The sequence below is a fragment of the Chlorogloeopsis fritschii PCC 6912 genome (assembly GCF_000317285.1).
Classification (GTDB): Bacteria; Cyanobacteriota; Cyanobacteriia; order Cyanobacteriales; family Nostocaceae; genus Chlorogloeopsis; species Chlorogloeopsis fritschii.
Genome location: NZ_AJLN01000141.1, coordinates 65796 through 90150, shown reverse-complemented (window position 1 = coordinate 90150; position 24355 = coordinate 65796). Strand labels below are relative to the sequence as shown.

The window sequence follows — 24355 nt, the reverse complement described above, 5'->3', positions numbered from 1 at the left end:
TATAGTCATCCTATTTGAATTGGAAAAATTTAGAGATACAGATCCCCGACTTCTTTAGAGAAGTCGGGGATCTTGTTTTTGACTCAGCAAATTCTTTGAAAAAGGCGATCGCACCCAGTAAACCTAGTTGTGTCAAAAAACTAGCAAGATTATGTAAGTACTCCATTGTTGATAGAATAAAGTAGCAACAAACCACCAAAGTAGATACTGATGACAATTGTGGAATCTACTCCCATCCGGTAGATAGTTTGGTTATCTCGCTCCAGTAATCCCCATAGAAAAACACAAGTCAGGACAATAGCCAAGGCACCCATAAACATAGACGGGCGATCCATGGCTGCAAAAATAGTTCCTTCGCGATAGAAAATATCTGCAATGAAAAACAGAGATACAGTGAGGGCATTGGAGCCGAAAATATTAGAAATAGCTAAATCAAATGCACCTAAGCGCACAGCACTAATAGTAGTAATCGCTTCTGGTAAGGAAGTGGCAAGGGCAAGCAAAGTAGCTCCGATAAAGCTGCTTCCCATTGCTGTTTGCTCCCCAAGAGCATCTCCGATTTGTGCCAAAATCCATCCTGCTATTAAAACAAAAAAGCTGTTCACAGCAAAATATAAAAAAATTTTTTTGAGCGACAACTGATGCAGTTGTTCTTGCCGTCTTTGTTGTGTTGATTCTGCTGCTGGCTGATGGGGTAAAGTTACCGCCCGCCAGTAATCTTGCCTTTCATATCTCTGGATTGTATATAGCGAGATTAGGTACGCACCGAATACAATTACTGACCATAACCCAATTCCAAACAGCGACACCAATTCTCCTACAGCATTTGCAGCTAAGACTAAGCCAAGGAGTGTCACCAGGATGACGCCACCCAGCATTAGCACTGGTTGGGGAGCAAAGAAGGTAAGCGCACCTTTGACCATTACCAGATCAATTAAGGCTAGAATAGCCATCTGCATCCCTATCTCTCCCAACAGGTTGTTAGCAGCTAAAGGTGCATTACCGATCGCTGATGCTGTTGTTGTAGTTCCAATTTCCGGCAATGAGGCTGCCCCACCCAACAATAATGCGCCAATAAATGCTCGCCCCCAACCAGTGCGATCGGCAATCGTATCGGCGTAGATAGATAAGCGCGCACCACTGAAACAAACAACACCACCTGCCAAGGCAAATATGACGAGGTTGATCCAAACAGGATAGTTGGCAAAATTAAACATCATGCTAAATCCCGAATGGCTCTTAGTACCTGCTCCATTTCCTGAGGCGTGTTATATACTCCTGGTGTCAGACGAGCATGAGAAGGTGAGTAAGGTGTATCGCTGGCGATGATATTGCGCTGCCGGAGTTGCCGCACCACCTGCACGGGGCTGAGATTATCTACATCAAAACAGACAATACCGGAGGAAAGGTTTTCTGACATAGGCGTATAAAGGGTTACGTGCTGCATATTAGCTAGCCCTTCCTTTAACTGACGGCAAAGACTATGGATACGCTCTTGCACTCTTGATTTACCAAGTTGTTGATGAAATCTAAAAGCCTCTGCTTGCGCCCACTGATGCTCAAACGGCTTAAATCCACCTGGTGTCATTCTCCCTCCCCAGTCGCCTGTACGCGTGAAAGTAGGAATCGTCGGTGAGATAGCAGCTTGAGATCTGGGATTACCCCAAATTACCCCAGTACCACGAGGCGCAAATAGCCATTTATGGGTTCCTGCAGTGAAGAAATCACAATTCAAGTCGCCCATGGTTGCGTTTTCCACGCCCAAACCATGCACTCCATCAACAAATAAAAGTACGCGATCGCTTTCGGTGCGATTAGCATTAATTTCTGCTAATCTATCAGCAATTCGACGCACGGGAACTTTTAAACCAGTGCTGGAATGTACCCACGTTGCCGTTACTAAGCGGGTTTCTGAACGGATAGCGTTAGTGAGCGTATCGACAATTTCATCTTCTGAAACCTTTTGAATATTTTGGTAGAGGGGTATTTCTCGCACTCTTGCTCCTGCACGTGCCGCCTTGTAGCGCAATGACTCGTGGGTGGAGTAATAGTCAAATTCAGTAGTTAGCATCTCCTGATTTTCACGGATTTGCAAACCGTTGATTACTAGTGCAGTTCCCATTGTCGTGCTGTCAGTGAGGGCAATATCGCTAGATTTCGCACCCATATAGTTTGCGGCTGTATTCCGAACCTCCTGTGTAAGTTGGGAATTGTTCTGTTCTAAATACAGTGTTGGGTTTTGATTTAGCTCGCGTTGGTGTTTTTCTATTACTTCTTGAACTGGTATTGGGTGGGAAGTTAGCAGTAAGCCTGCCATGTGGATGTAGTTTGGATCTAAATTGAATTGAGCGCGTACTTTTTCCCAATCATCTTCACTTCCAGCCTCATCCTCCGTTACTTTCGTATTAGTTGCCATTAACTTATTGCTACAGCTGGCAACGCTTAATAAGGCACTGGAAACTGCTCCCAAACCTGAGTAAATCAGAAAATCTCTGCGGTGTAAAGACATTTATACCTTTTTGCAAATAACCATGATAATGGCGTGTGGAAGTGCTGTAGCAAAACTCAAAACAGTTAGTAGTTAATAGCTAATGGCTAATAGCTATTAGCAGCATTTAAAATGCTTTCATATTTTATTTGAATTGAGATAATGACAAATTAATTAGACTTTTTATTAGTAAAACGGGAAAACCAAGTAGTTTTTAGTGGTTTTTGGGGATGATAGTCGTGACAATTCTTTGCTTCGTCTGTTAATGCGATAGTGGGATTAACAGCGCACTTGAGATATTTATTATTTGAGAAATAACGGCAGTTTTGACAAGAATGTTGTTGTAAATTATTTAGTCGATTAAACTGATGAAAGAGCTTAAATTTCTGAGAAGCAATTACCCCTGCCATTGCTAAAAATATAATAGGAGCCACAATCATTGCTGGATCGGGAGTAGATGCTCCATTTAAATTTTCTCTATTCAGTATTTCTCCATTAGGCTTTTCTACGTTCAGGTTTGCTTGAGTTAGTTTTGTTTCATTAAAATTTGTCAGAGAATGATAATTGCTTTGTACTGGTGTAGATTCTCCTAAAAGATGGTTAACAGACATATCATTTCCCTCTCACTCATAATTACCTATTTACTGTTATTTAGTTGATTATTGATACGAAAATACTCAGATTAGCAAGGTATGTTAAAAACTAAAGCTTGTAAGCTAATTATGACAAAACTATAATCAATTCCATCTACATTCAGTGTGGAAAACGAATGTGAATAGAAAGTGACAGCAACACAATAATTTTATTCTGTAAGGTTTTTGAGTGAATAAAATAAGATATTAAGGTTGCAGAGACTGCAACCTTCCTAAGATAGAATTCTGTAATTTATAGTTGCGATCGCTTAGTTAATTCCGCAAGAAGCCTTACGTCTCAGCGTGAAAATAATTTTGCGTAATGCCAAAACCTTTGTAGAGACGAGATATATCGCGTCTCTACACCGCCTGTATTTGTATCAGAGTTTTGTGAAATGATACGAGGTGAGAAAGACATTGTATATCTACCATGTCTGCAATTGCTAGCTCAACCCTAACAACCTCGCCCCTTGATAAAACAGCGTACTCACAACCCATGCCCAGATTAAACCGTAGGTAACTGATAGAAGGGTAAACCGGATACTCTTAGATTCGCTGCGGATAGTAGCGACTGTTGCCAAACAAGGGGTGTAAAGCAGACAAAAGAGCATGAAACTGTAAGCTTGAATTGGTGAAATTGTCTGAGCTAGGGTTGCCTGAACAGCATTAGGATCGGTGAGATTGTAAATGGTTGCTAGAGAACCGACTAAAATTTCCTTGGCAATGAACCCAAAAATCAAAGCAACAGTTAACTCCTTAGGTATACCAGCCGGATTTAGAATAGGGGCGAAAAATTCTCCAATGCGAGTGGCATAGCTGACGTTCTCATTACCTGGTAAATGGGTTAGCAACCAGACGCCTAACACGCCGATCGCAATCAATCCACCTGCTCGCTGCAAGAATCCTTTCACCGCATCCCAACCCGTAACCATGCCAACCAAAAGTGGGATGGTTACTAGCATCCCGATTGGGTTTGCCGTACCTTGAGGTAGATTGCTCAACAGCCAAACACCAGCCACCCCTGCTGTAATAAATCCTGTCGCCCGTTGCAGGAAGTGCTTCAATTCACCCCATCCTCGCAGCAAGATTTGCTGGAGTGTGGGAAAGCGATAGGGAGGCAGTTCAATCACAAATGGCTCCCGGTTTTGAAAATGCCCTTTCATTATTAATCCAGTTAGCAGTGCTACTAGGAAACTGAACAGGTAAAGTGAGAATAGTACTAATGGCCCCCAAGTGCGATCAAAGAGGGCATCAATAATAAACACAAATACTGTTAACCGTGCCGAACAGAGGGCAAAGGGAACAATCAAAATTGTTAGCAAGCGCAATGCCCGCGATCGCATCACTCGCGTTCCCATAATTGCCGGGATATTACACCCAAACCCCATAATCAGCAACACAAAGCTACGCCCATCCATGCCAAAGCGATACATCAGGGAATCCATCATGTAGGCTGCTCTGGAGAAGTAACCGCTATCTTCCACGATCGCCATCATGAAGAAAAATGTGATGACTAAGGGAATAAATGATGCCACCGTAGCTAATCCACCATAAAGCCCATCTACCAGAAAACCCCGCCAAAACTCTGATAAATTGACTGTCACCGGAGCAATAGCTACCTCCTGCAACCATCCCGTTATCGCATCGGCTACATCCTGTAATGGCAATCCCACCAGCCAAACAAACTCAAACATCAAATAAATAGACAGGAAGAACAACGGTAGCCCTAGTAGCGGATGCAGCAATACTGCATCTAAACGTTCTGTCAACGTCTTGAATAAGCGCGAGGGCATTTCCACCGTGTCTGCTAGAACTTCCTGAATTTGCGATTCTGGTATCGAGGGATGGGCTTCAATCTGGCGTTTTAGTTCTATGGGGGCAATGGGAACTCGTTCTTGTGCTAATTCCTGAGTAATTTTGTGGAGGGCGATCGCATAGCCACTACCATACTTAGCACTTACCAGTACCACAGGCATTTCTAGCTTTTCTGCTAGTTTGTGCTCATCTATTTTGATGCCAAAATGTTTCGCCTCATCTGCCATGTTCAGAATCACTACAGCTGGCATTCCCAAGGCTTTCACTTGCAAGGGTAGACGAATCTGGCGATCAATCTGAGCAGCATTAAGAATCACTAATACCAAATCTACTGGATAGGTTTCAAAAAAGCTTTGCACGACTCGCTCATCTTCAGAGTAACCCTCCAAGTCATAGATTCCTGGCAGATCGACGAACTCCACCTTTTGTCCATCTAGTTCGACTTCTGCCTCCAGCAAGTCAACTGTCACACCAGGCCAATTACCTACAAAGGCTCCTGCCTTTGTAATACGATTAAACAATGTGGATTTACCTACATTGGGCATCCCCATGACAGCGACTCGCTTTACTCCAGGCTTCGATGTCAGCGAGGCGATTCCTGAATTAGAACTATGACAATGTGCCATTCCACACCTCTTTTTTCTCAGTCCTGTACGTTCACAATAATTCCATCTGCTTCATGCCGCCGCATTGCCACTTCTGTAGTTAATCCCACTCGCACGTGTAGTGGCCCATTCAACCATGCTTTGCGCAGTACCTTTACCTGCTGTCCAATTTTGAAGCCCATTGCTTCTAGTCGTCTCAACAACCCAGGTTCGTTCGCGTCTATGGAAGCGATGGTAGCTGTTTTGCCGGGTTTCAGCACCGATAGTTTCACACTCATGGCATTTCTTGTTCACAAACAAATCAATGATGGGATGTTTCACTGGCAACATTAAGCTGACTGTGGTACTTAATCTAAATACCATTAAGAATTAATATCAATAAATACCGTAATTACAAATTCATTTGTTTGTATTGAACATTCCTCAAAGCAGCATTTGTTTTCATATTTTCTGTTCCCCCAACCCCGTTCCCTTTTATTAATTAGTGTTATTATTTACTTTTGTTTTCTCCGCTGATTAAGTTATGCCAAGGCTTGTATAAATATCTATGTAAAAATATGTAAAAATTATGATTGACAAATCCTATTCATTTAATAAATTGTGCAAATTGCTAAAGTAAAAGTATTTATATTTACCTGAAATTTATTTGCACACCAGTCATGAACGTGCTTTGCTTTAATTGCTATCAGGCAAAACAAGACTAGGGTAATTGTCAATTTAGTACACAAGCTTTTAGGTTAGCTGAGAATAATTTTTAATATAGTTGAGTTTGGATGCAAAAAAACTGAATTTTTTATTAAAAAATATTTTTTACGAATACATTACAAACCGAAAATACTCTGAGAAAAGAGAGCGCTAATTTTGGCAAAAAGCGTCTGTAAATGCTTCTATCTTTAAAAATGATTGCATTTAATAGAAATTAATTACTAACACTATTAAATAGATTTATATTCACAGTTGCGTGCTTTCTCTCATCATGCCGTGAATTAGTTAGTCAGTGGAATATTTAAATCCATCACGGATAAATTCTCAGCCATCAAATCACCGCAAAACAGCCAGGGAAATGATGATGACGATCGCCTCCAAGTCAAAAACAAGTAAGCTAGCAACCCTTCAGAAGCCACAAATCAATGCTGGAATCAATTATCATATAGTGCATACAATTCCAGGACGGGTGAGATTTCGGGTTCCCTTGCTAGCTGATAACCCTGACTATGCTGATAATTTGCTTCATTTACTTGAATCAGATAGCCGAGTGATTGGAGTACGCCTCAATCGACAAGCAGCTTCTATTGCTATTAGTTATCAGATATCTCCTAGTTGTGCCGGAAATGACTTCATGCCAGCGTATCTAGGGTGCTTGATTCAAGAGGCAAGGCAAAATAAAAGGGAACAGGGAACAGGTGACAGGGAACAGGGGCTTTGGAATGAAGTTTTAGATTCCCATCGGAGAACAGATAAAATTCAAAAGCCAAAAACCAAAGCAGAGAAAAAAGAAGATAGTGAAATTAAATTGCCTGCTTTCGCTGCTATTTTGGCTTTACTAGGCTTAGGATTTCCAATCCCCAGAGCAATCATCGCTGCAACTGTGGGATTTGCCGCTTTACCCATCGCCAAACGTGCTTATGCCAGCATCTTAACAGAACGGAAATTAAATATAGATTGCCTAGATTTGATTGCGATCGCCTTAACTTCTCTTCAAGGTAATTTACTCACGCCAGCTTTGGTAATGACACTGCATGAAATTGGGGATACAATCCGCGATCGCACAGCACGAGTCACCCACAATCGCGCCGCAGATTTACTCGAATCTTTGGGGCATTATGCTTGGGTAGAACAACCAAATGGACAGAAAAAACACATTCAAGCAACCGAAGTTAAACCTGGAGATACAGTCATAGTTTATCCGGGCGAGCAAATTCCTGTAGACGGTAAAATCCTGCATGGTACAGCTTTGCTCGATCAACAAAAACTTACTGGTGAATCTATGCCAGTTGTGCGTAAACCAGGACAATCGGTTTATGCCTCAACTTTAGTTCGTGAAGGAGAAATTTACATCATAGCCGAACGTGTAGGCATTGCTACCCGTGCTGGAGCAAGTATTGAGTTAGTGCAACAGGCTCCCGTTCACGATACAAGAATGGGGAATTACGCTGCCACCGTTGCTGACAAAGCAATAGTACCTGCACTAATTTTTGCTGGTATTGTCTTGGCTGCAACTCGGAATCCTGCAAGAGCCGCATCTATTCTCACTCTCGACTTTGTTACCGGCATTCGCGTTTGTGTGCCTACAACTTTCTTAGCAGCGTTGCATCATGCCACCAGGCACGGAGTTCTGATTCGCAGCGGACACGCTTTAGAAAAATTGGCACAAGTAGATACTTTAGTCTTTGATAAGACAGGCACCTTAACCAAAGGAGATATCGAGGTTGTGCAGGTGGAAACAGTCGCAGGCAGAATGTCTGCGCGTAGGGTGTTAGAATTGGCAGCCGCTGCCGAACAACGCCTTACTCACCCCGTTGCTGAAGCAGTGGTGCGCTATGCCGAAAAACAAGGTGTAGAAGTTCTGCCACGTCAGGAATGGACGTATGAAATTGGTTTGGGTGTGCAGGCTGAGATTGATGGCAAACAAGTTGTAGTGGGGAGCGATCGCTTTTTACATCAGTGTGGCATTCCCCTTGACTGTCTTTATGAACCACATCCTTGCAACGAGGCAGATTGTCCTTATCACCTCAATTGCCGCATTTCTGCCCATGATTCTTTGCTGTATGTTGGAGTTGATCGCGAATTTCAAGGAGTAATTTCTTACACAGATCCACTCCGTCTAGAAAGCTCGGCAGTCATCCAAAAACTGCAAACAGCATACGGTATGGAAATTCATCTGTTAACCGGAGATAGCCAGCAAAGGGCGATCGCTGTTGCCCGCGAACTTGACATTCCTTTGTCGAGAGTCCACGCCGAAGCATTTCCAGAACAAAAAGCCGCAATTATACGCAAATTACATGAATCAGGTAAAATAGTAGCATTTACGGGTGATGGCTTAAATGATTCCGTGGCTCTTTCTTATGCTGATGTTTCCATCTCCTTTGGTGATGGTTCTGAGGTGGCGAGAGAAACTGCTGATGTTGTGCTGATGGATAATAACTTAACCAGTTTTTTAGAGGCAATAGCGATCGCCCGCCAAACCAAAGCAGTGATTCAGCAAAATATCGGTTTGGCAGTCATTCCAAACCTAGCAGCTTTAGGACTAGCAACAACAGTAGGATTACACCCACTAGCAGCTACAGTTGTTCACAATGGTTCGGCGATCGCTGCTGGATTAAATGGTTTGCGTCCCCTGATGCACCAAGATCCACCAAGAATTAAAAGGGAACAAGGTTGGGGGAAATCCCCATAATTAAAATTAGGAGTTTTATAAGAACTTATTTTTTCAAGACACGTAGTGCGAGAAAAAGAGGTTGAGATGGGTGTAGCAAAGCGTCGTATCGGTCTTGAGCAAGAGTTTTTTCTGGTTGATGAGGCTGGTTATCTTAGCAATCGCGCTGATGAATTTTTGCAGGGTTGTCACTTAATGGCGCAAGCACAAGGTTTAAATCCAAATTACTTTGTGCCGGAGTTCGTCAAAAGTATGGTAGAAATTAACACACCTCCTGCCGATACTGGTACAGAACTAGCAAGAGAATATCTCAAAAATCTCAAATTGGCACTTGCTGTGGCGCGACAGATGAATTTGCGGCTTTACCCTCTGTCTAGCTATCCTTTGCATATTATGCCAGTGATGCGCGATCGCCCAAATTACCATATCCAAGCGCGGACTATTGGCTATGATAAATTTTTGCACGCCGGGAAATGTACTGGTACACACCTGCATTTGGAAGTCCCACCTGGAGTAATCGATCCTCGTGTTGCAGTATCTTACAACTCGACATCAGCACAGCGAGAGGAACTACTGAATATCTACAATTTAGCTACAGCTTGCGACTCAGCACTTATTTCCCTGACGCGGGCTTGTCCCTTTTATGAAGGAGGTGCGATCGGGCTAGCCTCGCATACAATTCGTTATCGAGGTAGCCAAACCTTTGGCTGGGAAGGAGTTTACACTCATTTACAGCCAGTGGGTGGACTCATGCCTTATGCCGAGAGTGTGGAGGATTTAGTTGAACAGCAATTTGCTCGTTACTATGCTTGGTTACAAGCAATGGAAAAAGCTGGAATTGAACCTCATCTGTTTCTAGAAGCGGGAGGAAGTTTACTCAAGTCAGCTTGGAATCCAGTCCGACTCAACAAAGTCGGCACTGTGGAAATAAGATGTATAGATAGTAACTATCCAACGGTAATTCTAGCTGTAATTGTACTGCTTGAGAATGCGGCGAATCGAGTTAGGCGCGATCGCATAACAGTTAGACCAACTAGAGGAATGCAGATATTTGAATTAGTAGGCGATCGCCTTTATGTACCAGATTTTGAATACCTAAATGGTGAATTGCTCTATACCTCAGCTACAGAGGGAGTCAAAAATCCCAAAGTTAAGGCTTACGTCGATTCAATTTTGCAGTTTGCGATGGGGGAGGCGATCGCAGATGCTGGCGAAGGAGCGAATTTTTTGGCAAAACTGAGCCAAGACCTCGATCGCTATCAGACAATAGAAGCCACTATATTGCAAGAGTTTACCCCAACAACTGCTCAATTGACCTTAGATGCTGGTTTGCGTTTAGTGCGTGAGTGTTGTGACAAGCTAGAAGCACAGGTTTCATGGATAGACACACAAACTCCCTTAGCAGCGTTGGATGCTATTGACTTACTTTGAATTGATCTTTAATACCAATTTTTTAAGGCACACTTAAGACACCTTGAATGGTTTGCAATAATTCCTTAATGGTGTAGGGCTTTGATAAAAATGCTTGCACATTAATCCCACTAGCTTCTAAAAGCTTCTGGTTGGAGGCAAGCCCACTAAAGGCAATAATTTTGATCGATGGATTCATTTTTTGCAGAATGCGAATTGCTTGGAATCCATCTATAGACGGCATTTGTATATCTATCAACACTAAGGTGATTTCATTTTGATGTTGGGCATAGAGTGAGAAGGCTCCAGTCCCATCACTGGCAATCAGAACTCTGTAATTGAAATCTTCTAGCGAGGTTTTGGTAATCTCTCGAATGTATGCTTCGTCATCCACAACTAGAATTAATTCGCCGTTTCCTCTCACCGTCTGTGAGTCATCAGTTTCCTGTGTTACCAATGTGTCAATGGCGCTCAAGTATACCTGAAATTGGCTGCCTTTACCCACCTCACTATATACTTTGACAAAACCACCGTGATTTTTGATGATACCAATTAAAGTGGAAAGCCCCAATCCTGTGCCTTTACCCGGTTCTTTGGTTGTGAAAAAGGGTTCAAAAATTCGCTCTAATAACTCTGGTGCCATACCGCATCCTGTATCCGATACGGTGATCAGCACGTAGTTACCCTCTTTTGCCTCCAAATTCATCCTGGTATAGTTTTCATCCACGTGGAAATTTTGAGCAGAAATACTGAGAGTTCCCCCATTAGGCATAGCATCACGAGCATTTACACACAGGTTCATCAACACCTGATGTATTTGCGTAGGATCTGCCAAAACTGTCCAAAGATTTGGCGTTGGTATATGAATGCAGATTTCAATTGATTTAGGAAATGTACTTTTGATAACCTGCTCAATTTCTTTTAACAGGTGTCTTGGTTGGAGAGGAACGCGCTTTCCTTCTGCTCCCCGTGCAAACGCTGTAATTTGCTTGACGAGTTCGGCACCACGTTTAGAATTATCTTCTAAGATTGTCAGCAGTTGCCGATTTTTTTCGTCCAGATTGGGAAATTTAAGTGGCAGCAGTTGAGCTACTGTCAAAATGGGCGTGAGTATGTTATTCAAGTCATGGGCAATACCGCTTGCTAGAGTACCCAAGCTCTCTAGCCGCTGTGCTCGATAAAACTGGGCTTGGAGTTGTTTTTTCTCGGTGATATTAGTATCAACAGAGAGAATGGATTTTGGTTTTCCTGCTTCATCCCGCATTAGTGTCCAGCTAGTTTCGACGACAATCTCTTGCCCCGATTTTGTGATTTTATTTAGCTCGCCATGCCATTCTCCTTGCTCAACAACAGTTTTGAGAGCCTCTTCCACAGATGGTGATATTTGTTTGTATAAAAAATCGCAACAATTTTTACCAAGTACTTCTGCTGCCTGCCAACCGTAAAGCCGTTCCGCACCAGAGTTCCAGTATAAGACGCGACATTCTAAATCGCGGACAAAAATGGCATCGGTAGTAACATCAAGCAGGGCTGCCTGTTCTTTGATTTTCTCTTGGGCAAGTTTGCGATCGGTAATATTGCGGCTAATGGTTGCCAGACCAATTAGCTGGTCGTTCGTGTCTTTGATGCAAACAACACTGTAAAGCATCCATAATGCTTCCCCCGTCTGGAAATGACGGAAACGAATTTCTACTTCCGCTCGTCCCTCACGCAAAACACGCGGGAAAAATTCATTGATGATAAAGTCCTGATCTTCAGGAAAGAAAAATTCCCTGACTGGGATTTCGCTATATTGGCGGGTATCATTCAGCCCGACCATTTGCATACCTGTTGGGTTGACATAGAACGGCACAAAATTCATGTCACACATACCGATAAAATCCGTGCTGTTATCGGCCAGGGAAACAAATTTGCGGATCTCAAGCTCTGCTTGTCGCTGCTCAATCAAGTCAGCAGCCTGACGCGCCAGCAAATCCAGAAAACGCAGTTCGCGATCGCTTGATCGGTGGTGCTTGTGCCAGTGGGTTGAAACCATTCCAATCGGTTTGCCAGACCGAGAGATGAGTGGGGTTGATTGCGCACAAAGGTATCCAGCGTTGAGATGCATTCGCAGATGACTATCCGGATCGTCACTCTCCGGAACATCGAAATTAATGAACGATCGCTCGCCGCTTGCCAGCGCAATACCACAGGACGTGTTGAAACGGGTGTCAACCCTATACAAATGCTCGATCATTGTTTGGTCAAAGCCCTGCGTGGCAAGTAGCATCAGTTCTTGCGTCGCTTCATCCAGAATTTGCAAACTACCGCCATCCGCCCGCATCAGCGCGATCGCAGCTGTCACAATCTCATTGTAAAGCACTTGAATGTTGTCTTCAGAAATCAGTCGTGCGCTCAGTTTATGCAACAGTTGCGTATCTTTGAGGTCTGCTGCCACGGCTGCTTCGACGCGGGCGCGTTCGAGACGCGGGAAAGTGCGATTCGCCAATTCGCGCACCAACTCAATTTCGTCCTTGCGCCAAGTGCGCGGAACTATATCATGAATGGAGAACAGGTATTTCCACTCGCCATCCTTGTGGAACGGCACGGTGATGAACGACAGCGCCCCAATCGCACCGTTGGCTTGGGCGTTTGTGACTGGGTTGGTTTGCGTGTTGTTGCTAACGATGGTTTCGCCGGCATGAACGCGGCGCAAGAAATCCTCACTTACCTGTTCTGAAAGGCAAATCCTCTCTGGCACGCGCGGCACGCCTTCTACATTCCAGCAACCGAGATACACCACCTCATCGCAAGATTCGTCTACTTCGCAGAAGTTGCAGGTAGTCACGTTTAGATATGCGCCAATTTTCGCACCTAGGGTTTGGATGATCTCTTCGACAGACGACAGACGCGAAAAATCTTCAGCGATTTCGACTAAAAAGGCACTGTTTGCTTCGCGGCGTTTGCGAGCGGTGATTTCGTTGTAAAGAATGGCGACGTGGCGTTTTTCCGGTTCATCAATGCGAAACGCATACACGTCATACCAACGACCCCACTCTGCGGCACATTGCTCAAACCGCACTGGCTCACCTGTCAGCCCGACTTGTCCGTAAATTTGATACCAGTGTTCTTCGAGTTCGGGCGCGATTTCTCGAATGGTTTTGCCGCTCAATGCCACTTCGCTTGACAGTCCAGTTAACCTCTCGAATTGCGGATTGACTTCAAGCATCCGATAATCAACTGGCTCACCGTTTTCATTCAAAATTATTTCGGCGATCCCATATCCTTCATCCATCGAATTGAACAAGGTGCGATATTTTGCTTCCGATTGACGCAAGGTGGCTTCTGCCCGTTGACGTTCACCGATTTCCTGTTGCAGGAGCCGATTGGTCTGCTCTAGAGAAGCAGTTCGTTCTTCGACTCGCTTTTCTAATTGATCGTGGGTAGCCTGCAACCTTTGTTCCATCTGCTTGCGAAGGCTGATGTCGCGCAGCAGCCAGCGCCAGCCTACTTGCTGACCCTGTTCGTCATCTATACTACTCACAGCAACCATCGTGGCGAAAGGATCTCCTTTGTGTGGCTTCAGGTAAACTTCCCAGTTCTGCACCTTCTGCAACTGTGCTAATTGAGTCCGAAAAGCCTTGCGTTCTGGCTTGGTAATAAAGATGAGCAGTGGTTTGCCGATCAGATGCCCCTGTTTTACACAAAGCAAGGTAGCTGCTGCACGGTTTGCCTCTCGGATATTTCCCCAAATGTCAGTTACTAAATACCCGTCTGGAGCAAACTCGAACAAATCTTGGTAACGCTGACGTTCTAACTCTATAACTTGACGACTTTCAATCAGTTCTTCATTCTGCTGGCGCAATTCCTCTTCAGTGATTTTTAATTCTTCTAAAGCTGTTTGCAATTCCTCGTTAACTTGCTGGAGTTCGCTAGTTCGTCCTTGTACTCGTCTTTCTAACTCCTCGTAAGCTTGTTGCAATACTTGGTAAGCCTGCTGACAAGCAGTGAGATCTTGGAATATATTAATTTTCATTCACTTACCTTCCTCCAGGCTTTACCTGAATAACAAAGCAACTAAACTAAGCATCGAGAATAGTTTGGTATTTATCGAAGCCAAGGAACCTAATCAGTAGTCGAACGCAAACAAACGTAAATGCCTAGCAGTGAAATTTTTTAATTTATTTAAAATCTTACAAAAAATTATAATTTTAACTAGAACCGCTTTTCATTTTCAAATATAGAAACAAATTTTGAGGAAATTGTGAGGAACTTGTGGAGATTGATTGACTCTCCCCGACTGAAAAAGTGCGGGGATTCAAACTGTTGCTACGGGGAGGGCTGTTCGCCCTTGGCGTTCCCGAAGGGTAGCCACTCCCCGTAGCTTTTTACAGTTATTCTTCCAGAGAAATACTCTCTGTGGGACAGTCAAAAGTCCCCTATAGGTCTTGGCTAAATCTAAATTTAGCTGTTCCTTTACCTTTAAAAGTACGTTGGCGCTACCATTGCAATCCGCATTGACCTCAATGCCTTTTGCAGTTACGAATAGACCGCGCTTAACTCGTTTACCAGATGAGTTCCACCCTTCTGACTTGTTGCCAAATACAGGTAAAACATCACCATCTAAAAAACTGCTTTGGCTGGTGTAGCTCTCCTCAGTTTCCACAAATTCAATGCCGTATATTTGGCAAAGTTGAAATATCCTTTCCTTTAACTTAGCGGTAGGGATTTGGACGAAAGTCTGATTGTTTTGAGAACCAAGATTAACACCATTTTTAATTTCTTTATTCCATCCAAAGACAATATTACCAATTCCATTTTGGATGCAGTAGTTAACTATAATCCTAGCTGCTTTATTCACTGCATACCGCATTTGACGATTACGCTTTTCAGTGATGTGGGCTAATCGTTTTCATCTACTAGTTAATGTCACAGTTAATGATTCTGCTGCCAAAGTTGCTCATAGATTCAAGGGTAGATTGTCTCACGATCTAAGAATTGAGTTCGAGTGGTTGAAAAGACTTCCTTCGACTTGGACACCCAGCTATTTCGTTGCGAGCGTGGGTAATGTATCTACTGCCATTGTCAAACAATACATTCAGTCACAAACTGGTAAGTGACTGGTAGCTTGAAAGCTACAATTGCGCTTCATCCCTGGCATAAATTTATGCACAGGGTTTTCGCGCTTATTTTCTATAAAAATGCCAACATTACAACTTCATAATATGTAAAAATACTTGAATAAAATCATTTTATACTTAAGCTAGACGGGAATCTCTTCATCACTCGTTGTTGTGCCGGAAGGTGGGTTATGGCAAGTTTTAGCATTTCTGGAAACATCGTAGACGTTCTCCACAAAATCATATTTCCGGGAACAGTCTCGATCGACAACGGACACATCCAAGCGATCGCTCATGAAAATAGGCAAGACTACGACCAATATATACTGCCTGGTTTTATTGATGCCCACGTTCATATCGAAAGTTCTATGCTCGTACCAACTGAATTCGCCCGTTTGGCAACGGTACATGGTACAGTAGCAGCAGTTTCCGATCCTCACGAAATTGCCAATGTTCTGGGGTTAGCAGGTATTCGTTTTATGCTTGCCAATGCTGCCCAAACACCTTTTACAATTGTTTTTGGTGCGTCTTCTTGCGTTCCTGCAACTGGGTTTGAAACAGCAGGAGCAGAACTAACAGCCAAAGAAATTCGCGAACTATTTGAGCAGGATGGCATCTCTTACCTCAGCGAAGTGATGAACTTTCCCGGCGTTTTAAATCGCACAACAGAGGTGATGGAAAAAATTCGGGTTGCCCAAGAATTAGGGCATCCAGTTGATGGACATGCACCGGGATTGCGTGGTGAGGCAGCACATAACTATGCTAATGCTAAAATTACTACCGACCACGAATGCTGCACGTTGGCGGAAGCTTTAGATAAACTTGCATTCGGGATGAAAATTATCATTCGTGAGGGTTCGGCAGCTAAAAATTTTGATACACTACACAGTTTGATTGATTCCCACCCAGATAAATGCATGTTTTGTAGCGATGACAAGCATCCTAATGATTTAGTCAAAGGGCATATCAACGAACTGGTGCGGCGTGCTGTGGCATTAGGACATGATGTCATGAATGTGCTGAAAATTGCCTGTGTTAATCCTGTTTGGCACTACAAAATAAATGTGGGATTGCTGCAAGTTGGCGATCCTGCCGATTTAATTGTGGTAAAAAATTTACAAGACTTTACCGTATTATCTACCTATTGCAAAGGGATTTTAGCAGCAGAAGCGGGACAAGCTATGCTTGCATCTATGCCTGTTACACCGATAAATCACTTTCTCGCAACCCCCAAACAAGTGGCAGATTTTCGCATTCCCGAAGATGGCTCAACAGTGCGCGTTATGACAGCAGTTGACGGACAGTTAATCACAACTGAAAAGCATCTACCTGCCCATATGCAAAATGGCGAAGTAACCGCAGATATAGAACATGATGTTCTCAAAATTACCGTTGTCAACCGTTACCAAAATACTCCACCCGCCGTAGCATTAATTCAGAATTTTGGACTTCACAGGGGAGCGATCGCCTCTAGTGTTGCTCATGATTCCCACAATATCGTGGCTGTTGGTACAACTGATGAGGAACTCTGTGCGGCGGTGAATGCGGTGATTAACGCTAAAGGAGGTATTGCTGTAGCACAAAGCAATACTGTCCAAGTGCTTGAGTTACCTGTAGCTGGGTTGATGAGTGATGCAGACGGCTACATAGTTGCAAAACAGTATGCTCAAATGGATGCTTGGGCAAAACATCTCGGTTCTCAACTCTTAGCACCATTTATGACGCTTTCGTTCATGGCGCTGCTGGTAATTCCCGATTTAAAATTGAGCGATCGCGGGTTGTTTAGTGGCAAAGATTTCCAGTTTGTTTCTCTGTGGATTAAGTGATACCAAGTCCGGTTAATCAGTTATCATTAGAATTTCTCCCTCCGGCCACCTCTAACACTGCATAGTTCAAAGTTCATTTACTGTTTCTGTAATTTGATAATTACTAATTGCTTCTCCCGTAATTTCTGCATAAAGTACATCGGGGTCAAAATCTGCACCGTTTTCCCAGTAAATTGTTCCCCATTCAGGGTTGATTTTTACTTGTTTGAAATAGTTAATATCTTTTAGTGGTGCAAAAACACCTGTAAAGGAAATTAATTTACTAATATCAATAATTCCTTGTTTGTCATCTTCAAATTTGAGGTATAGTTGATAACCCTCTCTCGGTTCAACTGCAATAATATCTTTGAGCACGATTTACTCCAGTGGTTCAATTTTTTCTAGAGGATTGTTGAGTCTAGCTTTGTCCCAGTTGTCCATCAATTCTCTTTTATGCAAGTTTGCCCATTCAACTACAGGTGATAATAATCTGGAAGATAGTTTACCTTCTAATATTGATAATGTTTCGATATCAATAATCGCTTTTTGTTGATTATAGCGAACGTGGAAATGTGGTGGTGGATGGTCGTTATAATACATGGTGATAATAATTCCTAGAAAACGGCTAATTTCTGGCATTACATCACCTTGGCTAAAAGATTTTCTGCTTCTTTGACAAGAATTTCACATGATTCGAGTTTGGGTAGTAGGTGTCGCGAATAGGGTTTTTCTGACCACTAGCCACTACTCCCTTAAGTCAAATCTCTTCTAATCCGAGTTAACGCCTGTTGTAACCCTTCACTATGAATCCAACCGACAAATCCACCGTAAATCATTCTGTCATTCCTATCCCCTAAAAAAACATGGTCAACACCAACGAGGTTTTTCCAAGTTTTTACTACTGTCCCATCTCTGAGCCTCATGATGGGATTAGAACTCTTAAAATCTCTGTGGTGTGCGCGAGTCATGCCAGGAACATTCTCTAAAATAGCGATCGCTTCTTTAGCATCATCTGTTGTACTAGCACTAACTACCGTTGCACAACCGCATCCGTCAGTTACAGTCATCTTGAGCCTATCTTTCATGTCGCCGTCAAACAGCAACAAAGACTCAATCTCCTCTAGCAATTTACCATGTGGCTCATTTTGTCGGCGCTGACAATAAATTGCTGTGATCAAATCTTCTAAACTGACTTTCGCCAAAGCATCAGTAATCAAACCTGTCAGTCCCAAAACAGCAATTCCACCCAACATCCCTGCTGGGCCACCTAGCAAAGCTAAAGCCGCTGTAATGGCTGCTGCACCTGTTAAACCTGTGGTTGCCATAACCATTACTAAAATAATCCCAGGTAATCCCAACGCTGCAATTTTTTTGACAACTTCATCCATAGATTTTTTATACCATTTCACAAAAATCCTGATACAAATATAAACATTGATTTGAGGCTGCAAAGCTAATCGCTCTTAGTACCAATACCATCGCAGAGAGTGCGATCGCCATCTTGTCACAGTGCATTATAAAAACCTGTGCGAGCAATCGTGAAGCGTGTCCGTAGACGCGGTGCGGCTACTTACAGAAGTCGCTACACGCAAGAGCGTAGGTACAGCTTCCCGTAAGGGTAGGACTCTCGCAAAATCGTTCCTCTAGCCTACAGGAAGCAAGCTACGCCATGACATCTATTCTTCTGCTTTTTGTCTGAGAAACTGAATTAAGTCGTCAGATAACCATAAACCAGCATCTTGTATAGCTTGAATTGGTTGTGAAATCTCAGAAATTAAACCTTGTTTCTTGGCCAAGACGAGCATTCCTAAAGTTCCCATAAATGGAATGTTTAAGGTTTTAGCTACCCGTCTAGCAGCAGCATCATCAATAATTGCTCGATAACCAGTATTTTCTAGAGCAAAGCTCAAAACTTCAGATTCCCCACGATCTAATCCCCAAGCTAGAATTTAAAGATGAGACACTGGTGAGGGTAAATCTTTTTGCCCAAGAAGATATAGGTAATTGTCTTGATGCTGTATCAGTTTTTCCCGCTTCGACAATTTCATCCCAAACACCTGATGGCACAATAATTTCAGTGAATAGTTCTGGCAGCAAGTAGGCAAACTGACTTTTAAATAAGACAATTAAAGGAGAAGTATTAATTACAACTTTATTCATCTAGAGCAGCAAGTTCTTCCGCTAATTCTTGAGTAGTGTATTGAAAAGGAGAAACTTGATAGCGAGCGAGAATATTAATAAATTCTGCTCTGTTTAAGCCGGCGATTTCTGCTGCTTTCCCTTGAGATATCTCTCCCATTTCATACCATTTGACAGCAGCAGCTATCCTCATTTCTTGAGCAAATTCATCAGGGTCTTTTCTGAGAGCAGAAAAAACGCTATCTGGAAATTCGATAGATACGGTTTTCATAATGTATTTGTTGTTGGTCGCTGAATTGATTATAGAAATCAAGACCATGCGATCGCAGTAGCAGTAATTGATTTCTGGCTGCAAAGCTAATCGCTCTTAGTACCAATGCCATCGCAGAGAGTGCGATCGCTTATATTGGGATTTGATTGTAAATAAGAACGTAGCCTAGTGCAACTTTGGATGATTAAATCATTTAATTCCAAATGCATCTAAATTTATGAAGTTTAGGTTAGAAATGGGTGATTGCAGAAAATAACTCATAGCCGTGCTTGAAAGGTAATGTCTCACCAATAGATATGTCCGAAAACTCCAAAGCCAATAATAATTCAGCCATCATTTTTTCCAAAAGATACTTCCTCGTACCATATTTTCAATGCTAATGCTGTTAGCATTTCTTGTCTTTTATCAATTGCTTGTGAATTCCATTCATGAAAACTTATTAAGTCTTCAACAGCCCTATTAATTGCAGTATTACTTCCAATAGTAGGCTTTTTAGAAATACATTGTGTCAGAAGTAAATTCGATTGTTGATAAGCTCCTTTTTTGACTTTAAATGAACTATTTTGAATAGAAGCATTGAGAGGTTGTTCTATCAAAGCTAAATTACCTAATTTATAGATATATGATTCAATTTCATCTGGTTTATCAAAAGTTCTAACAGGTTCAGAATTTAAATCTTGTGGTAAAATATGCTCAATTTCTATTGAACTCTGAGTAAAAGTTGTAAAATTTTTATATTCATCATTGTCCCTGTAAGCTATAAGTTGTACATACTGATAAATTTTTGCTAATATATACTTTGTTTTTTTATTAGCATTTGATGTTGGCTTTTTATTTGTTCCCCTTGAATTAAAGTCTAATTGACTTGCTTCATTAAACTTTTTCTCAAAAGATTTCTTGAGATTTTCTTTACGTGCACCAAGATTGTTGTCTATAAAAACTTTTAAATTAGATAATTGCTCTTCTTTGTCTTTGCTTTTTACTATTTTACGGATTTCTTGACCCCAATTAATAAATATTTTTTCTAATTCACTGATTGAATTGTTAGGAAAACTATAAATAAAGATAAAGTTTTCAATATGGAGACACAATTGAGTAAATGTTTCCATCGGCAGATCCCGTGCTGCTAATAGCATATATAAATGTTGTTTAAGATTAGGGCTTAAATACTTAATATTAGCTAAATGCGGATTATCAGAATTATCAGCAGGATTTTTTCTTTCAACTAATAATTTATAAGCTTTAGCAGCCTTTAGTAACTCCTCTACAAACTCAAATGGTTTTTCTTCATATTTACAAGTAGTCTTATTTTCCAGTAACCATTGATATTCTTTGGTTTGGACATTGTCTCTTTCAACATCATATTGAGTTAGAATAAAGTATCTTAGAAAATCCATAGGCTTTTCTTTGACTGAATCTAATTCATTTTTTATTTCTTTCCAAGAATTACTAATTTTTGAGAAATCTTCTTTTTCAACTTGTTTAAACAAAAGATTCTTGAGTAAATCCATAGAATCTAATCCAACACCTCTATTATTTATGGTTTCAAAAACTCTTAAGGCGTGGTTAATATCTGTTGTTTCAACTCTAACCAACTTTACTTTTTTAATAAAATGAGCATAAAATCTTTTTATTTGAATTTCATTGTCTTTGAACTTGTCCTTAATAAAATCTTCTATTGTTTGATAAGCTGAGATCAAATTAATTGTAGATTCAGTTTTATTATTTTTTTGATTTTCTATCCCTTCTATATTGATTTCATCTTTAGCAAATTCTTCCAAAATATTTTTACTATCTGGATATTGAGGATTAATCCTGTATCGTGATTGGTCTTGACCTTGTGCATTTGTATACTCTGAAAAAATTAATTTTTTAATCGCATCAAACTTTTGATGTTCTGGCAACTTAGTTATATAATTTTTAATAGCACAAAAGAAAATATAAGAAGTTGTTAATCTTTGTTGCCCATCAATTACCTGATACACATTGTCTGTATCATCAGAACTAGGACAAATTACAATACTGCCCAGAAAATATTCATCGGATTCTATATTGGAAGAGGCAGGAAATTCACTATATACATCATTTAAAAGCTCCAATACTTGTTTTTCTTTCCAAATATATTCTCTTTGATAATTAGGAATAATATAAAAATCTTCAAAAATTTTTTCTATAGTTAGATTTTTGGAATCAATTGTTTTTTGGCTCATGGTATATATCCTGCTTTTTTTATTTATAGACAAGTGATAATTAGGTGGATAAATTTGTATAAGGCAACAGCATCGAATAATTGATCTGCTTTCTTAAGTCGGATTTCGCCTGAAATCAATTTAGGTAATAGTGTGTCTCGGATAGTAGTTATATTTTGGAATTGCTCACTATTAGCTGAAAATTTTACCTTCATTGTCACCACAGATACTTGGCCTCACAACTCCCCTAATTTCTGCAAACACGAGCCACTAATAAATACTTCCTCAAGTAAAATTTATGCTCATATAATTTAATGCCTAGTTTAAACCTTCACTAGCCGTAAATCATTCTGTCATTGCAATCTGACCTCTGACCAATCATTGCTGGTGAGATAGACACAGCACCGTAGGCGATCATCTAAAAAAATATTTCTGGATGTAATAATGTCATCACATTCAGAAATATCTCAATTTTTCTACCAAATATTACTTACATATTGGTATTACTTTACTCTACAGTGACTGATTTTGCTAAGTTTCGCGGCTGATCGACATCTAAACCGCGACGGGCAGCAATGTGATAAGCCAATAGTTGTAGTGGAATTACTGTCACGATGGGAGATAGCAATTCATCTACCGCAGAGACAGGGATGAGATCTTTAAAGATTTCTGCTGCTTCTCCGTCTTTAACAGGAGTTACACCAATTAATCGAGAATCGCGAGCTTTGGCTTCTTGGGCATTAGAGATAACTTTTTCGTAGACACTACCAGGCATAGCGATCGCTACTACTGGTACTTTTGCATCTAATAGAGCAATGGGCCCGTGCTTCATTTCTCCGGCTGGATAGCCTTCAGCGTGAATATAGCTAATTTCCTTTAATTTCAAAGCTCCTTCCAAGGCGATCGGGAAGTTTATCCCCCTACCCACAAAGATAAAATCTGTAGTTTCGGCAAAGTCATGTGCTAATTGCTCGGTTAAATGTTCTTGACTTTCTAAAGTCGCCTCAATTTCTTTAGGTATATGCTGCAAGCCTTTGAGAATATCCTCTAGTGTGTCTGAGGAAACTGTTTGACGGCGATAAGCTAAATCCAAAGCCAAAGCATAAAACGACATCAGTTGGGCGATAAAAGTTTTCGTTGCCGCCACACCAATTTCAATCCCAGCCAAGGTATTAATGATATGCGGTACCATATGCCCCAAAGTACTTTCTGGACGATTGGTAATGCCTAACAGCCGCGCATGATATTTTGGTTCTTTTCCTTGACGACGTTCTTTTTCCATTGCCAAAGCTGCCAAAGTATCGGCAGTTTCACCGGATTGGGTAACGCCAATAGTGAGGGTATTGGGTGTTAAGGGTGATGGAGCATAACGAAACTCAGAGGCATACTGCACCTGAGTAGGAATTTGCGCCACTTGTTCTAGTAAATATTTACCTACCAATGCTGCGTGCCAACTAGTACCGCAAGCGACAATTTGAATTTGCTCTAAATCTGCGTACAATTCGGCTGGCAAACCTAAATTAATTGGAGAATTATTATTAGCACTAGCTGCATTCCAATCAGTATTGAAGTAAGCTTCCAAGCAAGCCCTGACTACTCCTGGTTGCTCATAGATTTCCTTGAGCATAAAATGCTTGAATCCTTGCTTTTCTACCATCATTGGATTCAAGCTGAGTAAGCGGGGATGTTTTTTCAACCTCTGCCCAGCAAAGTTGTAAATCTCAATACCCAAAGGAGTCAGACGTGCCATTTCGCTATTTTCTAGAGGTAGCACCGCACGGGTATGAGAAATAATTGCGGGCGTATCAGAGGCACAGAAAAACTCACCTTGTCCGAAACCAACTACCAAAGGAGCTTGTTGGCGCACGACGATCAGTTCATCAGGGTAGTCAGCACAAATAACAGCGATCGCAAATGCCCCCTGGAGTTCGTTTACCGCTTTTCTCACTGCTTCTAAGAAATGAAAGTCAGTGTTATTTGGTTCGCGGGCAATTTCTTCTTTTAGAAGTTGAGCGATTAAGTGAGGTATAACTTCTGTATCCGTGTCAGAGCGAAACTGATGTCCACTAGCTTTGAGTTGTTCGCGTAGCTCACGATAGTTTTCGATAATTCCATTCTGCACCACTGCCACACGCATTGCTGTATCCATGTGGGGATGAGCGTTGTATTCTTCTGGTTTCCCATGAGTTGCCCAGCGAGTATGGCCAATGCCAATTGTAGCAGGGGTTTGTAGATGTTCTAACTTGGAACGCAGATTATGTAATTTACCCTTGGCGCGGACGCAGTGAATTTCTTCTTCCCATATCGTCGCTATGCCAGCAGAATCGTAACCTCGATACTCCAGTTTTTCTAGCCCAGATAACAAAATTTCTGTTGCCGCTTGAGTGCCAATATAGCCAACGATACCGCACATAGCCCACACCACCTTATTCTCAGAATAATTAAATTCCAGTATAGTGGTTAGCACAAAATCTGGCCTTGGCAAAGTAGGCAAAGAAAGAAAAAAAGGAGCAGATCGCTCCTTTG

20 protein-coding genes are annotated in these 24355 nt (G+C 41.7%); 4 read left to right on the top strand and 16 right to left on the bottom strand.

The features are described from left to right. Positions 1-149: 149 nt before the first annotated feature. The 5 genes from UYC_RS0131295 to UYC_RS0131275 all read right to left on the bottom strand — a co-directional run bounded on the left by UYC_RS0131295 (position 150) and on the right by UYC_RS0131275 (position 5818). On the bottom strand, positions 150-1220 hold the full coding sequence (locus UYC_RS0131295; RefSeq protein WP_235083120.1) for a sodium:calcium antiporter: 1071 nt from the start codon (positions 1218-1220) through the stop codon (positions 150-152). Then, complete coding sequence (locus UYC_RS0131290) at positions 1217-2509, bottom strand: aminotransferase class V-fold PLP-dependent enzyme (RefSeq protein WP_016878096.1); 1293 nt, start codon at positions 2507-2509, stop codon at positions 1217-1219. Before UYC_RS0131290 ends, UYC_RS0131295 begins: the two co-directional genes overlap by 4 nt. Before the next feature lie 149 nt (positions 2510-2658). Next, positions 2659-3099 carry a hypothetical protein gene (locus tag UYC_RS0131285; protein ID WP_016878095.1) on the bottom strand — a complete coding sequence of 147 codons (441 nt, stop codon included), beginning with the start codon at positions 3097-3099 and terminating at the stop codon, positions 2659-2661. 464 nt (positions 3100-3563) lie between these two features. Continuing rightward, positions 3564-5561, bottom strand: a complete 1998-nt coding sequence (gene feoB, locus UYC_RS0131280; protein WP_026087697.1) for a ferrous iron transporter B — start codon at positions 5559-5561, stop codon at positions 3564-3566. Between the two features lie 17 nt (positions 5562-5578). Next, positions 5579-5818, bottom strand: coding sequence for a FeoA family protein (locus UYC_RS0131275; protein ID WP_016878093.1), 240 nt, complete (start codon positions 5816-5818; stop codon positions 5579-5581). Between the two features lie 791 nt (positions 5819-6609). Here UYC_RS0131275 and UYC_RS0131270 point away from each other — a divergent pair. Next, a complete protein-coding gene (locus UYC_RS0131270; protein ID WP_016878092.1) occupies positions 6610-8937 on the top strand; it encodes a heavy metal translocating P-type ATPase in 2328 nt (775 codons plus the stop codon). A 45-nt stretch (positions 8938-8982) separates the two neighbouring features. After that, entirely contained in the window at positions 8983-10347 is a 1365-nt protein-coding gene (locus UYC_RS0131265) for a glutamate-cysteine ligase family protein (protein WP_016878091.1), read from the top strand. A 22-nt stretch (positions 10348-10369) separates the two neighbouring features. On the opposite strand, the gene UYC_RS40235 is transcribed toward UYC_RS0131265, so the two are convergent. Both UYC_RS40235 and UYC_RS0131255 read right to left on the bottom strand, forming a co-directional pair. Then, a complete protein-coding gene (locus tag UYC_RS40235) occupies positions 10370-14341 on the bottom strand; it encodes a PAS domain S-box protein (protein WP_016878090.1) in 3972 nt (1323 codons plus the stop codon). A 282-nt stretch (positions 14342-14623) separates the two neighbouring features. Continuing rightward, on the bottom strand, positions 14624-15178 hold the full coding sequence (locus tag UYC_RS0131255; protein ID WP_016878089.1) for an IS200/IS605 family accessory protein TnpB-related protein: 555 nt from the start codon (positions 15176-15178) through the stop codon (positions 14624-14626). A 22-nt stretch (positions 15179-15200) separates the two neighbouring features. On the opposite strand from UYC_RS0131255, the gene UYC_RS0131250 reads away from it, so the two are divergent. Both UYC_RS0131250 and ade read left to right on the top strand, forming a co-directional pair. Next, on the top strand, positions 15201-15425 hold the full coding sequence (locus tag UYC_RS0131250; RefSeq protein ID WP_016878088.1) for a transposase: 225 nt from the start codon (positions 15201-15203) through the stop codon (positions 15423-15425). Between the two features lie 191 nt (positions 15426-15616). Beyond that, the gene (gene ade / locus UYC_RS0131245; protein WP_016878087.1) at positions 15617-17251 is read left to right on the top strand and encodes an adenine deaminase; all 1635 of its coding nucleotides are present in this window, start codon (positions 15617-15619) and stop codon (positions 17249-17251) included. A gap of 66 nt (positions 17252-17317) precedes the next feature. Here ade and UYC_RS0131240 read toward each other — a convergent pair whose 3' ends face one another. The 9 genes from UYC_RS0131240 to glmS all read right to left on the bottom strand — a co-directional run bounded on the left by UYC_RS0131240 (position 17318) and on the right by glmS (position 24242). Next, positions 17318-17605, bottom strand: coding sequence for a DUF2442 domain-containing protein (locus UYC_RS0131240; protein WP_016878086.1), 288 nt, complete (start codon positions 17603-17605; stop codon positions 17318-17320). Positions 17606-17608: 3 nt separating this feature from the next. Further along, positions 17609-17869, bottom strand: a complete 261-nt coding sequence (locus tag UYC_RS0131235; protein ID WP_016878085.1) for a DUF4160 domain-containing protein — start codon at positions 17867-17869, stop codon at positions 17609-17611. Positions 17870-17982: 113 nt separating this feature from the next. Next, positions 17983-18618, bottom strand: coding sequence for a hypothetical protein (locus tag UYC_RS0131230; RefSeq protein WP_016878084.1), 636 nt, complete (start codon positions 18616-18618; stop codon positions 17983-17985). Positions 18619-18906: 288 nt separating this feature from the next. Next, a complete protein-coding gene (locus tag UYC_RS39695; RefSeq protein ID WP_016878083.1) occupies positions 18907-19140 on the bottom strand; it encodes a PIN domain-containing protein in 234 nt (77 codons plus the stop codon). A gap of 4 nt (positions 19141-19144) precedes the next feature. After that, the gene (locus UYC_RS39690; protein WP_016878082.1) at positions 19145-19390 is read right to left on the bottom strand and encodes a PIN domain-containing protein; all 246 of its coding nucleotides are present in this window, start codon (positions 19388-19390) and stop codon (positions 19145-19147) included. After that, positions 19383-19640, bottom strand: coding sequence for a UPF0175 family protein (locus tag UYC_RS0131215; protein WP_016879794.1), 258 nt, complete (start codon positions 19638-19640; stop codon positions 19383-19385). The genes UYC_RS39690 and UYC_RS0131215 overlap by 8 nt, the downstream gene beginning before the upstream one ends. Before the next feature lie 86 nt (positions 19641-19726). Next, complete coding sequence (locus tag UYC_RS40080; RefSeq protein ID WP_268744026.1) at positions 19727-19849, bottom strand: hypothetical protein; 123 nt, start codon at positions 19847-19849, stop codon at positions 19727-19729. Positions 19850-19966: 117 nt separating this feature from the next. Further along, positions 19967-21850: a DUF262 domain-containing protein gene (locus UYC_RS0131210; RefSeq protein WP_016878080.1), complete on the bottom strand. Its 1884-nt coding sequence runs from the start codon at positions 21848-21850 to the stop codon at positions 19967-19969. Between the two features lie 487 nt (positions 21851-22337). Beyond that, entirely contained in the window at positions 22338-24242 is a 1905-nt protein-coding gene (gene glmS, locus UYC_RS0131200; protein ID WP_016878078.1) for a glutamine--fructose-6-phosphate transaminase (isomerizing), read from the bottom strand. Positions 24243-24355 lie beyond the last annotated feature (113 nt).

What these genes read in the sequence shown, in the direction of transcription:
- UYC_RS0131295 (WP_235083120.1), bottom strand. Translation starts at nt 1,220, where the DNA reads ATGATGTTTAATTTTGCCAACTATCCTGTTTGGATCAACCTCGTCATA.
- UYC_RS0131290 (WP_016878096.1), bottom strand. Translation starts at nt 2,509, where the DNA reads ATGTCTTTACACCGCAGAGATTTTCTGATTTACTCAGGTTTGGGAGCA.
- UYC_RS0131285 (WP_016878095.1), bottom strand. Translation starts at nt 3,099, where the DNA reads ATGTCTGTTAACCATCTTTTAGGAGAATCTACACCAGTACAAAGCAAT.
- feoB (WP_026087697.1), bottom strand. Translation starts at nt 5,561, where the DNA reads ATGGCACATTGTCATAGTTCTAATTCAGGAATCGCCTCGCTGACATCG.
- UYC_RS0131275 (WP_016878093.1), bottom strand. Translation starts at nt 5,818, where the DNA reads ATGAGTGTGAAACTATCGGTGCTGAAACCCGGCAAAACAGCTACCATC.
- UYC_RS0131270 (WP_016878092.1), top strand. Translation starts at nt 6,610, where the DNA reads ATGACGATCGCCTCCAAGTCAAAAACAAGTAAGCTAGCAACCCTTCAG.
- UYC_RS40235 (WP_016878090.1), bottom strand. Translation starts at nt 14,341, where the DNA reads ATGAAAATTAATATATTCCAAGATCTCACTGCTTGTCAGCAGGCTTAC.
- UYC_RS0131255 (WP_016878089.1), bottom strand. Translation starts at nt 15,178, where the DNA reads ATGCGGTATGCAGTGAATAAAGCAGCTAGGATTATAGTTAACTACTGC.
- UYC_RS0131250 (WP_016878088.1), top strand. Translation starts at nt 15,201, where the DNA reads ATGTGGGCTAATCGTTTTCATCTACTAGTTAATGTCACAGTTAATGAT.
- ade (WP_016878087.1), top strand. Translation starts at nt 15,617, where the DNA reads ATGGCAAGTTTTAGCATTTCTGGAAACATCGTAGACGTTCTCCACAAA.
- UYC_RS0131235 (WP_016878085.1), bottom strand. Translation starts at nt 17,869, where the DNA reads ATGCCAGAAATTAGCCGTTTTCTAGGAATTATTATCACCATGTATTAT.
- UYC_RS0131230 (WP_016878084.1), bottom strand. Translation starts at nt 18,618, where the DNA reads ATGGATGAAGTTGTCAAAAAAATTGCAGCGTTGGGATTACCTGGGATT.
- UYC_RS39690 (WP_016878082.1), bottom strand. Translation starts at nt 19,390, where the DNA reads ATGAATAAAGTTGTAATTAATACTTCTCCTTTAATTGTCTTATTTAAA.
- UYC_RS0131215 (WP_016879794.1), bottom strand. Translation starts at nt 19,640, where the DNA reads ATGAAAACCGTATCTATCGAATTTCCAGATAGCGTTTTTTCTGCTCTC.
- UYC_RS40080 (WP_268744026.1), bottom strand. Translation starts at nt 19,849, where the DNA reads ATGCATTTGGAATTAAATGATTTAATCATCCAAAGTTGCACTAGGCTA.
- UYC_RS0131210 (WP_016878080.1), bottom strand. Translation starts at nt 21,850, where the DNA reads ATGAGCCAAAAAACAATTGATTCCAAAAATCTAACTATAGAAAAAATT.
- glmS (WP_016878078.1), bottom strand. Translation starts at nt 24,242, where the DNA reads ATGTGCGGTATCGTTGGCTATATTGGCACTCAAGCGGCAACAGAAATT.